Raw genomic sequence first — 12334 nt, 5'->3', positions numbered from 1 at the left:
GGCCTTGCGATATCATGCTCGATTCAGGCGACGAAAAAAGCTCGTCCTTCACCGCCGCGCTCGTCGCGGTGGCGCTCGTCTTCCTCGGCGCGCTCTTGGCCGCCGCGGGCGTGACGCTGCTCGCCCGGCTCGCCGTGCTGTTCTTCGCGGCTGCGCCGGATGGGACGCATGTCGCCGCCGTCATCGTCTTCGCGGCGACCTATTTCGTCATCGCGCTCGGCGAGGCGCCGGGGCTGCGGCTCGATCGCGCCGGCGCTGCGCTGCTCGGCGCCAGCCTGATGGTCGGGCTCGGCGTGCTGCCGCTGGACGAGGCCTATCGCGCCATTGATTTCGACACGATCACGCTGCTGCTCGGCATGATGATCGTCGTCGCCAATCTGCGCCTCTCCGGATTTTTTCGCTTGGCGAGCAATTTCGTCGTCGCGCGCGCGAAGACTCCGCTCGCTCTGCTCGCCGCCATCGTGCTGGTGACGGGCGCCTTCTCGGCCTTTCTCGTCAATGACGCCATCTGCCTGGTGATGACGCCGCTGACGCTCGAGCTGACGCGCCGGCTGAAGCGCGATCCGCTGCCCTATCTCCTCGCCGTGCCCATGGCCTCCAATGTGGGCAGCGTGGCGACGATCACCGGCAATCCGCAGAACATGATTATCGGCGGCCTGTCGCATATTCCCTATGGCGCCTTCGCCGCGGCGCTGTGGCCGGTCGCCGCCTTCGGCCTGCTCGCCACTTTCGCGCTGGTGGCGCTGTTCTACCGGGGCGAGTTTCTCACGCGCGAGAGACTGCCCGTCGCGGCGCCTGCGCCTGCGCGTGCGCGCGGCTTTCTCGTCGTCAAATCGGTGCTGGTGACGCTCGCCATGATGGCGCTTTTCTTCGCCGGCCAGCCGGTGGCGAAGGTCGCTATCGTCGGCGGCGCGCTGCTGCTGGTCACGCGCCATGTGAAGGCGGAGAAGGTCTATCGCGAGATCGACTGGCCGCTGCTCTTGATGTTCGTCGGCCTGTTCATCGTCGTCGAGGGACTCGAGACCACTGTGCTGACGCCGGAGGCGGTCGCTTCCGTCGGCCGCTTCGATCTCGCCAACGCCGGCGTTCTGGCGGTGGTGTCGGCGGTTCTCTCCAATCTCGTCAGCAATGTGCCGGCGGTGCTGGCGCTGAAGCCTTTCCTCGCCGGCGCGGCCGATCCGCAGCACGCCTGGCTCGTCGTCGCCATGGCCTCGACTCTGGCCGGCAATCTGACGCTCATCGGCTCGGTCGCCAATCTCATCGTCGCCGAGCGCGCCCGCGCCGCCGGCGTCTCCATCGGTTTCTGGGCCTATTTCAGGATCGGCGCGCCGCTGACGCTCGTCACCATCGCCTTCGGCGCGTGGCTGCTCTAGCGGAAGCTGTCGACTGCTTTCGCGAGACGACATAGGCTCGGCCGCGTCCGATGGTCCGGCGGACGCAATTATGAGGTGAGACTGCGGACTCGATAATCGGGAGCGATCATGAGCCGGGAGCTGTTATTTTGTTCACTAGGAATGCTCCTATGCGTCACGGCGATTCACTCTCGCGCCCAGGCGGCGAGCTTCGATTGCGCGAAGGCGATAACGACGCGCGAAAAGCTGATCTGTAGCGATCGGAATTTGTCGGATCTCGATACGCGGCTCGGCCGCGTCTACAAAGAACGACGCGCTTTGCTCGGTCGCAACGGAGTCGAGCAGCTTCGGCGTTCGCAGTCGAGTTGGATCGGCTTCATCGATATCGTCTGTCCGCTCGAAGCTCCCGAGCGCGCCATCAGATCGCAGCCTCGAGTAAAGTGCCTGGACGCACAATATCGAAAGCGGCTCGACCAGCTTTCCAAGGTTGGGCAGAAGCTCGGCTCGTTCGTTTTCAACCGCATCGATCTCTATGCCGCCTATCCGGCGCCGGTCTCGGACAGCACCGGCGACATGCCGGGTTTCTACATTCGGCATGTCGCCTATCCGCAGATCGACAATGTCGAAACGCCGATCACGGCCGCCTGGAACAAGAACGCGGAAGAGCTGGTGAGCGATGGCGAGTGCGGTCTGGACCAGCATTACGAATCCGACTGCGGCGCCGACTATGAGATCGGCTACGCCAGCGATGATCTGATCAGCACCGTGTGGATCTACGATGTATATGGGCATGGGGCGGCCCATGGCAGTTTCTGGGGTCATGTCGACAATCGGTTGTTGCGCGCCGCGCTGCCCGTGCTGAAGCCGTCCGATGTCTTCGGACCCGACGATCATTGGGTCGCCGGATTTCAGCGGCTGGTGTCGAATGCGCTGCGCGAGCAGCAGTGGAGCCCGCCTGATGGGGAGACCGAGACGGCGCTCCTCACGTCGAGCCTCGACCCCGGGAAATGGGCGTTCGGCGCGCAGGGGATTCGCATTGTTTTCAACGCTTATGAAGGTGGCTGCTACGCCTGCGCCCCCCGCGAAGCCGTCGAGCTGTCTTGGGCGGAGCTCGGGCCTCTGCTCGCGCGGGACTTGATCCTGTCTCGACGCTTCGGCGAGAGCGGCGGCCGATAGGAGTGAGCGTCGCGGCGTCGGCAACCTTTCGCTTCGCCAGACGTTTTGCCGAATGGGCCGGGGGCTCACGAGGGGAGGTCGAAAATGGCGACCGCAATCCCGAAGCTCCACATGATCTCGAGCGAGCATATCGTCGGCGCGAAGGTCTTCGATCAGAGCGGCAAGGAGATCGGCGAAATCGATCATCTGATGATCGATCCTGCGACCGGCCAGGCGCGCTACGCCATCGTCAACTTCTGCGGCTTCATGTGCCTGCGCAAGGGTCATCACGCCGTGCCCTGGAATGCGCTCTGCTATGACGTCGATCAGCGCCGCTATGTCACCTCGGTGACCGAGCATCTGCTCGAGGACGCGCCCGAATATGACGAGTCGAGCTGGGCCGATCGCGACTGGGAGACGCGCATCCACGCCCATTACGGCGCGGCGCCCTATTGGGAGGGCGCGGGGCGGTAGCGAGGCGCCGCACAGGCGCTACCCTCGACAATATCGGTCTTCGGGGTTAGCCGAGCAAAATGGCTAAACGCTCCTGTACGAAGAAGCAGCGTTCGACGGAGAATCGCGAACCCGTCCCGGATTGCCACGTCATCCTTTTGGATGCGGCAGGCCGGGACGCGCTCATGTCGGCGCTCGAGGGTCCCCCCTCGACTGCATCCTCGGCTGAAACGCTTGTTCGAGGAAGGTTTTATTTTCAGCACGAAACGATGACACGCTCCCATCAAATATGAATCGCCCGCCCGAAGGCGTCGAGCGCGCTCTCATGCATCGTCTCCGATAGCGTCGGATGCGGGAAAATGGTCTCCATCAGCTCGGCCTCCGTCGTTTCCAGATTCATCGCGATCACGAAGCCTTGAATCAGCTCCGTCACCTCCGCGCCGATGAGATGCGCGCCGAGCAGGCGTCCGCTCTTTGCGTCGAAGATGGTCTTCACTAGGCCCTCCGTCTCGCCCATGGCGATGGCCTTGCCATTGGCGATATAGGGAAAGCGCCCGATCTTCAGCTCATGTCCCGCCGCTTTCGCCGCCGCTTCCGTGCGGCCGACCGAGGCGATCTGCGGATGGCAATAGGTGCAGGCGGGAATGCGCGTGCGCTCGATCGGATGCGGCGACAGCCCGGCGATCGCCTCCGCGCAGACGACGCCTTCATGCTCCGCCTTATGGGCGAGCATGGGCGGGCCGGCGACATCGCCGATCGCATAAATTCCTGAGACATTGGTGCGGCCGAACCCGTCGGTGAGAACGACGCCGCGATCGGTTTTCACGCCCAGAGCCTCCAGCCCCAGCCCCTCGCTATTGGGAACGACGCCGACGGCGGAGATGACGCGCTCGGCCTCGACGCTCTGCTCGCCGCTCTCGGTCGCGATCGTCGCAACGACGCCATTGTCGCTCTTGTCGAGCTTCGCGAGCTTGGCGCTGGTGATGATTTTTATCCCTTGCTTCTCGAAGGATTTGTGCGCCAGCGCGGCGATCTCCGCGTCCTCCGCCGGCAGGATTTGCGGCAGCGCCTCCACCAGCGTCACCTGCGCTCCGAAGGTCGAATAAAAGGACGCGAATTCGACGCCGATCGCGCCGCCGCCGACGACGAGCAGAGATTTCGGCATGGCGGGCGGCAGTAGCGCCTCGAAATAGGTCCAGATGCGCTCGCCGTCCGGCTCGAGGCCCGGCAGGGCGCGCGGCCGCGCGCCGGTTGCGACGATGATGTGCTTGGCCGAATAGACGCCTTCGCCGAGGATATTCTTCGGCTTGGGGAATTGCGGCCGCGCGGTTCCCTTGGGCGCGGCGACGCGAATCTCGCCCGGCGCGGTGAGCGCGGCCTCGCCCCAGATCACATCGATCTTGTTCTTCTTGCACAGGAACTCGACGCCGGCGTTGAGCCGCCCGGCGACCGCGCGCGAGCGCTTCACCAGCGCTTCGGCGTCGAAGGAGACTTCGCCCTCTATGCGCAGGCCGAAATCCTTCGCATGTTTCGCGAGACGAAAGACATCGGCCGAGCGCAGCAGCGCCTTGGTGGGAATGCAGCCCCAATTGAGGCAAATGCCGCCCAAATGCTCGCGCTCGACAATGGCCGTCCTCAGCCCGAGCTGCGCGGCGCGGATGGCGGCGACGTAGCCGCCCGGTCCGCCGCCGATGACGATGAGATCATAAGAATTGGCCATGGAAGCCCTCGCGACCGCCAGCGCCGCTCGAATGATTCCCTTCGAGCCGCTGCGCTCTCATATGTGGCCGATGCGCGCGCCGGGCGCCATAGGCGCGAGGCGTCAGGGCCGCGTCAGCTGCCGGCGCCGCTCGGCGCGCCCGCGCCGCTCGAAATGCGCGCGGGCGGAAGAATAGCGGCCGCGCGCGATCAGAAAGGCGACGTCGGGATTGCGCGCGATGTAGGCCTCGGCGTCGAAATTCGCCGGCGTCGCGAGGATGTCGTGCGGAATCATCTGCACGCGTCCTTCAATGCGGCCATAGCGCGCAAAATGCGCGCGACCGGAGAGGATGCGGCCGCGCCGCACCGATTCGGCCACATCGGGATTGGCGTAGAGATAGGCGCGCTCGTCGAAATTCTCGCGCGTCGCGACTTCGGCGCAGGTCGCTTCGGGAGGCAGCCTGTGGGTGGGCTCCCCGTGGTGCGGCGCTACGGGCGCCAGAGCGCGCAGGCCGGACCAGAGCCGGCGCAGAGCGCGGCCGCCGGAATCGATGGCCGCTTCGAGCCGCAAGGGCGCCAGCGTCGCGGGACCAATGCGCTCGCCGTGCTCATGGGCGCGCGCGGCCATGTCGTGAAAGCGCAGAAAATGCGCATAGCCGCGCGGATCGCGCCGATAGAGCTGGCCGAGAAGATCGTCGCCGGGCGGCGCCGCCGCGAGACGGCGCGCATCCTTCGCCTTGGGGCCGTGGAAATGCACGATGGACGCGCCCCATTCGACGCCCCAATAGGGCTTCCAATGCATGGCGAGCGGCAGATGGTCCCAGCGCCCGGCGAAATGCGCGTTGAGCGCCTCTTGGTCATAGTGATGAGGCAGGCCGAGCGCGGCGCGCGCGCTCCGCATCAGCGGCTCATATTCGGCGCGCATGGCCGGGATGTTGAGGAGCAGCACGCCCGAACAGAATTGCGACCACTCATGCGGCTCGTGCTGGGGCGCGGCGGCGAAATAGCGCGGCCGCAGCGGCGACAGCTCGACCGGCCGGGCGAACAGCACGTCACAATCTGTGTAGAGGACGAATTCGTCCTTCGTCTCGATGCGGGGAATTTCGAGCCGCAGAAAGGCGCCGGCGGCGATGGAGCGGCTCCAGTCCGGCGTCTCCGGCGTCGCCTCTATGGCCTCGATGAGGCCGGAGCGCCGGCTGTGGATATGGACGGGCGCGTCAAGGCCGAGAATGGCGCGGAGCCGGTCCGCCTCGCCGTCGAAGACGAGATGCGGCTCGAGCCCCGCTATGTCGATCGCCGTGCGGACGGCGACGCGCAAATGCTCGGCATAGCGGTCGAGAGCCGACGCATTCAGGCAGGAATACCATTTCATCCGAAAGGATTCCCGCGTCGAAGCGTCGGCGCCGATGGATCAGGCGGTCTGCGGCAGCGCGGCCTTGGCCTTCTCGACGATGGCCTTGAAGGCCTCCGGCTGGGTGATGGCGAGCTCGGACAGAACCTTGCGGTCCACGGTGACGCCAGCCTTGGCGAGGCCGTCGATGAAGCGGCTGTAGGTCAGGCCCAGCTCACGCACGGCGGCGTTGAGGCGCTGAATCCACAGGGCGCGGAAGACGCGCTTCTTGGCCTTGCGGTCGCGCGTCGCATATTGCATCGAGCGATCGACCGCGGCCTTGGCGGCGCGGATGGTGTTCTTGCGACGGCCGTAGAAGCCTTTGGCGGCATCCAGGGTCTTTTTGTGCTTGGCGTGCGAGGTGACGCCGCGTTTGACGCGAGCCATGACATGATCCTTTCAGGAAATCCGAAATCGAGGGAAGGGTAGAAGCTCAGCCGTTGGGCAGGAAATACTTCTTGACGTTGTCGCCGTCCGTCTTGAACAGGACGGAGGTCCCGCGCAGATTTCGGATCTGCTTGTTGGTGCGCTTGATCATGCCGTGGCGCTTGCCCTTCTGGGCATAGACCACCTTGCCGGTGCCGGTGATCTTGAAGCGCTTTTTGGCGCCTGATTTGGTCTTCAGCTTGGGCATTTTGCTCTCCTGGGCGCAAGGCCCTGTTCTGCGCGCCGGCTTCCCGGCGCTTTATTCGCGCGAGCGAAAAGAACCGCCACGGCAGCCCATCACTGGCCGGGCGGTTCGGAAGCGCGGCTTATAAGCGGAAAGACAGGAGGTTGGCAAGCCCGTGCGCCAAAGCCCTTCGGCGTGGCGGTCAGCGATGCGACGCTGCCGCATTCGCGGGGTCGGGCTCGTTCCTCGTAGAAGGCAGCGCCCATCGCAGCGCATCTGGTAGCGTAAGGCTCCAGGCTGCGAAATCGTGACCTCCATCGAATTCGACATAATGAGGTTGGTAGCCGTGTCGCAGCAATGCGTCTCGAAATCTCTTCACCCCTTCGATCTGGGAGACTGCCTGAAAAACATCCTCTTTGTGCAGAATGTTTTCTTGCGTTTCTCTAAGACCGACATCCAAGTAGAATTCTGTTTTCGGCTTGGGATCCAATGTCTCGAAGTAATCCATAATCCAACAGTCGTTCGACCAGAACGAGGCGGACTGGGCGATTACCTTGGTGAATCGGGACGGGTACATCATAGAGACATAAGCCGCGGTCAGACCAGTATAGCTGAGACCGACGATCACGCGCTCCTGGGCTTCGAGCGCGCTCGGATAGGCTCTCTCCAGCCACGGGAATAGCTCTTCTTCTATGAAACGAGCGAACGGAGAATAGCAGGGGCATTCCACCCACCTGGATGCGGCGCTCTCCACAGAGACAAAGACAAAAAGTGAACTATCGATGTCACCCTGGGACTCGAGGGCGTCGATGATCGATATCGCCCCTACACGGTCTCGGTAAAGCTCTGCATCCAAAAACACCGTCACGTTCGAGGCTCTGTTCCCCGGCTCACGCACCCATACCGCGCGCTCATTCGCAAGATGGGTGCTCTTTAAAAAGTGCTGCGTTTCTTTCATTTCTTATCCAACTTTGTATCGGCGACTTGTCGATTCAAATTCCCGACGCCGTCTATGACCGAATCCCGGCGGCATTGTGCTTCTGGCGCGACCTTCGTGATCGCGAAAGCGAGTCGGAAGCGCGCTCGTCGGCCGGGCTCGAGAACCGGCTGCGCAGCGCCCGCGCGCCTGCTATGATCGAGCCGCCAAGCCGGGGCCGAGCGCGACTATGCGGCCGGGCCACCCGCCGCGACGCCTATGCGCGGGCGATGGAGACATGTCTCGCCACCAAGGCGTGGGCCGCCGAGGCCGCCGGGCGATGACGTCGTCGCCGAGATGCGAGGCGATCCGGCCTTCGTCCGAATCCGCGCCCTCATTGCGGCTTGGCCAGCCGCCACAGCCACAGGCAGAGGCCGAGCAGAACGATCAGCGCCACCGCGCTCGGCCATAGCGGCATGGAGGCGCCGCCGACCTGAATATCCGGCTGCGTCGCCAGCCGCCCCGCCTGTCCGAGCGCCATCAGGCCGAAGATGACCGCGGCCACTTTCAATCCGGTGATTTGGGAGTCCATCGCTTCGTCCTCCAGAAATCCTCAATGCGCATATAAAAGCGCGCGCGGCGGGGAAAAGGGCGCGCCGCATTGCGGCTGCGCCCCGTTGGTCCTATCTGCAGGCCATGTGCAGCGGAGGCTCAGATGCGGCAGCCGACGATTTTCATCTCCCATGGCGGCGGCCCCTGCTTCTGGCTCGACGGCTCCTCGGGTCGCGCCTTCGACGGGCTGAAGACCTATCTCAGCGGCCTGCTCGCCTCTCTGCCGGAGCGTCCGAGCGCCATTCTCATCGTCTCGGCGCATTGGGAGGAGAAGCGGGTCACTCTGGGCGCGGCGAGAGCGCCCGGCATGATCTTCGATTACTACGGCTTTCCCGAGCACACCTATCGCCTGAGCTATCCCGCGCCCGGCGCGCCGGAACTGGCCGAGCGGGCGCGAGGTCTGCTGGCCGCGGCCTGCGTCGAGACGGCGCTGGACGCCGCGCGCGGCTTCGACCATGGCGTCTTCGTGCCCATGCTGATCGTCGATCCCGGCGCGACGATTCCGATTCTCACTCTGTCTTTGCGCGACGATCTCGATCCCGCCTTTCACATCGGCGTCGGCGCGGCGCTCGAGCCTCTGCGCGATGAGGGCGTTCTCATTCTCGGCAGCGGCAACAGCTTCCACAATCTGCACACTTTCTTCGACGGCGAGGCGAAGGCCGCCGCCGGCTTCGACGCCTGGCTGACCGAGGCCGCGACGAAGCCGAGCGCAGAGGTGCGCAATGCGCTGCTCGCGCAGTGGAGCGCGGCGCCTTTTGCGCGCGCGTGCCATCCGCGCGAGGAGCATCTTCTGCCGCTGATGGTCGTCGCCGGCGCCGCTGGAGCGGACGCCGGACGCCGCGTCTTTCGCGATGCGGTCATGAGCAAGGCGATTTCCGGCTTCGCCTTCGGCTGAGAGCCATTCCCGATCGCGCGTCGGGAAGGGCCGCTCGACCGTTCACGCCGCGTCGCGCGCTTCCGCCGGTCCGAAATGATCGAGATAGCGCGCCTCGATCTCGGCGACGCGCAAGACGACGAACACATCCGTCGTGTTGAACTTGCGATCCACCACGGCGCCGTCGCCGAATTTGGCCCCGCAGCGCAGATAGCCCTTTATCAGCGGCGGCAGCGCGCTCATCGCCTTGCGCGGATCGACGGCCTCTTTCGCCAGCATCTCCATCGGCACATGCATTTCGCGCCGCGCGCTCACGCGCCAATCCTCGTCGGCGCGCGCATGATGCGCGAGAAAGCTCAGCGCCGCCGCATGGGCGAGCGGATTGGCGCCCTCGAGACTCGCGCAGCCGATCATCGCATCGATGCGATAATGCCGCACATAAGCGAGAATGCCGCGCCACAAGAGCTCGATCGTGCGCTTGCTGCGATATTGCTCGAGCACGCAGGAGCGGCCGAGCTCGAGAAAACGCGTTCCACCGTGGCGGGCGAGGAGCGGCGCAATGTCGTATTCGCCAGCGGAATAGAAGCCGCTCTTCTTCTGCGCGACATCGTCGCGTAGCAGCCGATAGGCCCCGACCACTTTGGGCTTGATCTTGCCGAAGCGCGTGCGCGCCGCATGATCGATGACGATGAGATGATCGCAGAATTTGTCGAAGCGATCGGCGTCGCGCCGCGTGATCGCGGCTTTGGCGTCGGGAATTGCGCCGCCCTTGCGAAAGAACACTTTGAAGCGCAGCCGCTGCGCCTTGCGGATTTCTTTTTTTCCGTTGGCGAGCCGCACCTCGAGCGAGCCGAGCCGCGCGAGCGCGCCGTCGAGTCCGCCATGCTTGTACTTTTTCGGCTTCAGGAGATTTTGCGGCTGCAGCAGGGGAAAAGCGCCGGCGATGATCTTGCGGCCGGCGTCGGCGTGGATCGCCCACATTTCGCGTATCGTCTCCGCTCGTGTCGCGCTCGCGCTTTCGAGCGCTTCGGATCAGCGCGTTAGATCACGAGCGGGCGAAGCTTTTGTGACGACGCGCGGCGTTTGGACTGCGAGCCTTCGGGCTCGCATCGCGCGGGCGGCTCATCGAGACGGCGCGCGAAGATGCGCGCCGTCTCTTTCGTCTTTCCTCAGCGTCGGTGCGTCTCGGCCTGCGGGCCGGAGAGCAGCGGCGTGATTCGACGCACGGTCACGCGGCGATTCTCGCGCGAGGGGCCTTGCGTCCGCACTTTGAGATATTGCTCGCCATAGCCTTGCGTCGTCAGATTTTCCGGCGGCACGCCGAAGTCGCGCGACAATATCGTCGCCACCGACTGCGCGCGACGATCGGAGAGCGACAGATTGTCGACGTCCGAGCCCACCGCATCCGTGTGGCCTTCGATGAGGAACACCTCGGCGGGATTGCGCTTGATCGCTTCGTTGAGCGCCTCTGCGACCGTTACGAGACGTTGTGCCTGATCCGGCGTGATCGCCCAGGAGCCCGTGTCGAAATTGATCGTGTCGATATCGACGCTGCGCGTATAGGCGCGCAGGGACGGGCTGTAGCGAATCTCGTCCAGCGTGTAGCGGCGCGGCATGGGCGCGAGCGGCGGCGCCGTCAGCGTCTCATAGAGCACGCGCTGGTCGGCGGCGCCGTAATCGACGACATAGGCGTCCGGCGCGATCTCCACCGGCGGCGGCGGCAGCACGACCACCTCCTCCGCAAAGCCGCGCGGCGGACCGCGGAAGCCATTGTCGATGAGAATGATCTCGCGGCCGTCGGGGAAGCGGCGCAGGCGGCGCAGCAGCACGCCATTGGCGTCGGTGTAGGTCAGCACCTCGCCGCCATCGCGGCGGGCGTAGACGCTCACAAACTCCTCGCCGTGACGCTCGCTGCGCAAATTGCCGCCGAGTTCGCGGAAACGTTCGTTCTCGTCGTGACGGATGAAGGCGCCGCCGCCTTCGCGCACGATGGTGCGGCCGGGCTCCTGCACGACGAGCACGCCGTCACGCTCGAATTGCTGGCGCCGGGCATGGACATCGTCGAGCCGATGCGCGCCGGGCTGGCTCAGCACGAAGCCGCCGACGAGGCCGGCCGCCGCGCCGATCGCCGCCGCAGCCGCCGGCGACACGCGTGGCCCGCCGCCGTGAGGCGGAGCCGGCGGTGGGCCGGGAGGCGGAGCCGGTTGTGAGGCGAGAGGCGGAGCCGGTTGTGAGACGAGAGGCGGAGCCGGGGCGGCGGCTCCATGAGCGCCGCCGGCCTGGGGCGGAATATGAGCCGCGCCCGCGGCGCCGGGGACTGCCGCACTGGGGACCATGCCGGTCGGGGCTGCGGCGGATGGTGTGGCGGGCGGAACGGCGCCGGAGCCCCCCGGGGGCAGGAAGCGTCCGCCGGCGCCCGCATGATCGGCCGGGCCTCCGGGCGGCGGGCTATTGGGCTGCGGCGCGCCTCCGCCGGGCGGAGCGGCGGAGGGCAGGAAATTGCCGCCCTGGTTTCCTACGGGCGGGGCCGCCGAATGCGGTCCGCCGAGATGCGCCGGCGCGCCGGCGGGTCCGGTCGGAGGGAGGTTATCGGCGCCATTGGCGGGCGGGGCCGCGGGATGGGACGGCGCCCTGGGGGCAGGGGGCGCGGATGGCGAAACAGAGGGCCGCTGCGCGGCGGATGGCGCGACCGCGGGCGCGGGAGGGCGCTCTGCGGAAGGACGCGGCGTCGGGACGACGGCCGGCATGGGCGCCGCATGAGGCGGCGGAGCTCGCCGGATCGGCGCGGCCTGCTGCGGCGCCTGGATGATCGCCGGCGCGCGCGGCTCTCGTGGGGGCGCCGCCCGCATTTGCGGATGCGCCATCGGCGGGACGCCGGCTCCCGGATAGGGGGCGGGCTGCGGCGCCGGGCGCGGTTCGGGCGGCGGCGCGGCGGGAGAATGCTGGATCGGCGCGGGATGGAACGGCGCCGCCGGCGGAGCCGTGGGGGCAGGCCGGGCTGCCGGCGGCCGAGGCGATTGCGGCGGCGAGCGCTTCTCGTGAGCGGGATCGAAGCCTTGCGGCGCGGCCTGCGCGAGCACGAGGCCTTGCGCCGCCGCGGCCGGCGCGACGCCGGCCTGCGGGCCGAGCGCCAATGATGGCGTCATCAGCCCCGCGAGCAGCAAATTTTTTCGTTTCGACATTCGGTTCTCCAAGATTCGCCATTCTCCACGATTTGCCGTGCGCCACGATCGTCGTTCTCGACGAGTCGGGCGTCCGTCGTCGCAATCCCCGC

Annotated in this window: 12 protein-coding genes; 4 read left to right on the top strand and 8 right to left on the bottom strand. The window is 66.1% G+C overall.

Annotated features, from left to right (window positions below):
* Positions 1–14 precede the first annotated feature (14 nt).
* The 3 genes from KP010_RS18070 (at position 15) to KP010_RS18060 (ending at position 2981) form a co-directional block, all read left to right on the top strand.
* Complete coding sequence (locus KP010_RS18070; RefSeq protein WP_142863027.1) at positions 15–1373, top strand: anion transporter; 1359 nt, start codon at positions 15–17, stop codon at positions 1371–1373.
* Between the two features lie 108 nt (positions 1374–1481).
* Positions 1482–2528, top strand: coding sequence for a DUF3298 domain-containing protein (locus tag KP010_RS18065; protein ID WP_142863028.1), 1047 nt, complete (start codon positions 1482–1484; stop codon positions 2526–2528).
* A gap of 84 nt (positions 2529–2612) precedes the next feature.
* Positions 2613–2981 carry a PRC-barrel domain-containing protein gene (locus tag KP010_RS18060; protein WP_166142997.1) on the top strand — a complete coding sequence of 123 codons (369 nt, stop codon included), beginning with the start codon at positions 2613–2615 and terminating at the stop codon, positions 2979–2981.
* 262 nt (positions 2982–3243) lie between these two features.
* Here KP010_RS18060 and lpdA read toward each other — a convergent pair whose 3' ends face one another.
* The 6 genes from lpdA to KP010_RS18030 all read right to left on the bottom strand — a co-directional run bounded on the left by lpdA (position 3244) and on the right by KP010_RS18030 (position 8166).
* A complete protein-coding gene (gene lpdA / locus KP010_RS18055; RefSeq protein ID WP_142863029.1) occupies positions 3244–4680 on the bottom strand; it encodes a dihydrolipoyl dehydrogenase in 1437 nt (478 codons plus the stop codon).
* 102 nt (positions 4681–4782) lie between these two features.
* Positions 4783–6030, bottom strand: a complete 1248-nt coding sequence (locus KP010_RS18050; RefSeq protein ID WP_142863030.1) for a hypothetical protein — start codon at positions 6028–6030, stop codon at positions 4783–4785.
* A gap of 39 nt (positions 6031–6069) precedes the next feature.
* Positions 6070–6435, bottom strand: a complete 366-nt coding sequence (gene rplT, locus KP010_RS18045; RefSeq protein WP_018264711.1) for a 50S ribosomal protein L20 — start codon at positions 6433–6435, stop codon at positions 6070–6072.
* A gap of 46 nt (positions 6436–6481) precedes the next feature.
* Complete coding sequence (gene rpmI / locus KP010_RS18040; RefSeq protein WP_018264712.1) at positions 6482–6682, bottom strand: 50S ribosomal protein L35; 201 nt, start codon at positions 6680–6682, stop codon at positions 6482–6484.
* Between the two features lie 178 nt (positions 6683–6860).
* The gene (locus KP010_RS18035) at positions 6861–7616 is read right to left on the bottom strand and encodes an esterase family protein (protein WP_142863031.1); all 756 of its coding nucleotides are present in this window, start codon (positions 7614–7616) and stop codon (positions 6861–6863) included.
* 352 nt (positions 7617–7968) lie between these two features.
* Positions 7969–8166 carry a hypothetical protein gene (locus KP010_RS18030; protein ID WP_024880697.1) on the bottom strand — a complete coding sequence of 66 codons (198 nt, stop codon included), beginning with the start codon at positions 8164–8166 and terminating at the stop codon, positions 7969–7971.
* A 123-nt stretch (positions 8167–8289) separates the two neighbouring features.
* Between KP010_RS18030 and KP010_RS18025 the strand changes: the two genes are divergently transcribed.
* A complete protein-coding gene (locus KP010_RS18025) occupies positions 8290–9081 on the top strand; it encodes a class III extradiol ring-cleavage dioxygenase (RefSeq protein WP_142863033.1) in 792 nt (263 codons plus the stop codon).
* Between the two features lie 42 nt (positions 9082–9123).
* Here KP010_RS18025 and KP010_RS18020 read toward each other — a convergent pair whose 3' ends face one another.
* Both KP010_RS18020 and KP010_RS18015 read right to left on the bottom strand, forming a co-directional pair.
* Positions 9124–10041: a GNAT family N-acetyltransferase gene (locus KP010_RS18020; protein ID WP_216281279.1), complete on the bottom strand. Its 918-nt coding sequence runs from the start codon at positions 10039–10041 to the stop codon at positions 9124–9126.
* Between the two features lie 188 nt (positions 10042–10229).
* Positions 10230–12242, bottom strand: a complete 2013-nt coding sequence (locus KP010_RS18015) for an OmpA family protein (RefSeq protein ID WP_142863034.1) — start codon at positions 12240–12242, stop codon at positions 10230–10232.
* Positions 12243–12334: the final 92 nt, after the last annotated feature.

It is taken from the genome of Methylosinus sp. KRF6, assembly GCF_018887255.1.
Classification (GTDB): domain Bacteria; phylum Pseudomonadota; class Alphaproteobacteria; order Rhizobiales; family Beijerinckiaceae; genus Methylosinus; species Methylosinus sporium.
This window is presented reverse-complemented; position numbering and strand designations above follow the sequence as displayed.

Excerpts from the sequence above, each read along its gene's own strand:
- KP010_RS18070 (WP_142863027.1), top strand. The coding sequence starts at position 15 with ATGCTCGATTCAGGCGACGAAAAAAGCTCGTCCTTCACCGCCGCGCTC.
- KP010_RS18065 (WP_142863028.1), top strand. The coding sequence starts at position 1,482 with ATGAGCCGGGAGCTGTTATTTTGTTCACTAGGAATGCTCCTATGCGTC.
- KP010_RS18060 (WP_166142997.1), top strand. The coding sequence starts at position 2,613 with ATGGCGACCGCAATCCCGAAGCTCCACATGATCTCGAGCGAGCATATC.
- lpdA (WP_142863029.1), bottom strand. The coding sequence starts at position 4,680 with ATGGCCAATTCTTATGATCTCATCGTCATCGGCGGCGGACCGGGCGGC.
- KP010_RS18050 (WP_142863030.1), bottom strand. The coding sequence starts at position 6,030 with ATGAAATGGTATTCCTGCCTGAATGCGTCGGCTCTCGACCGCTATGCC.
- rplT (WP_018264711.1), bottom strand. The coding sequence starts at position 6,435 with ATGGCTCGCGTCAAACGCGGCGTCACCTCGCACGCCAAGCACAAAAAG.
- rpmI (WP_018264712.1), bottom strand. The coding sequence starts at position 6,682 with ATGCCCAAGCTGAAGACCAAATCAGGCGCCAAAAAGCGCTTCAAGATC.
- KP010_RS18035 (WP_142863031.1), bottom strand. The coding sequence starts at position 7,616 with ATGAAAGAAACGCAGCACTTTTTAAAGAGCACCCATCTTGCGAATGAG.
- KP010_RS18030 (WP_024880697.1), bottom strand. The coding sequence starts at position 8,166 with ATGGACTCCCAAATCACCGGATTGAAAGTGGCCGCGGTCATCTTCGGC.
- KP010_RS18025 (WP_142863033.1), top strand. The coding sequence starts at position 8,290 with ATGCGGCAGCCGACGATTTTCATCTCCCATGGCGGCGGCCCCTGCTTC.
- KP010_RS18020 (WP_216281279.1), bottom strand. The coding sequence starts at position 10,041 with ATGTGGGCGATCCACGCCGACGCCGGCCGCAAGATCATCGCCGGCGCT.
- KP010_RS18015 (WP_142863034.1), bottom strand. The coding sequence starts at position 12,242 with ATGTCGAAACGAAAAAATTTGCTGCTCGCGGGGCTGATGACGCCATCA.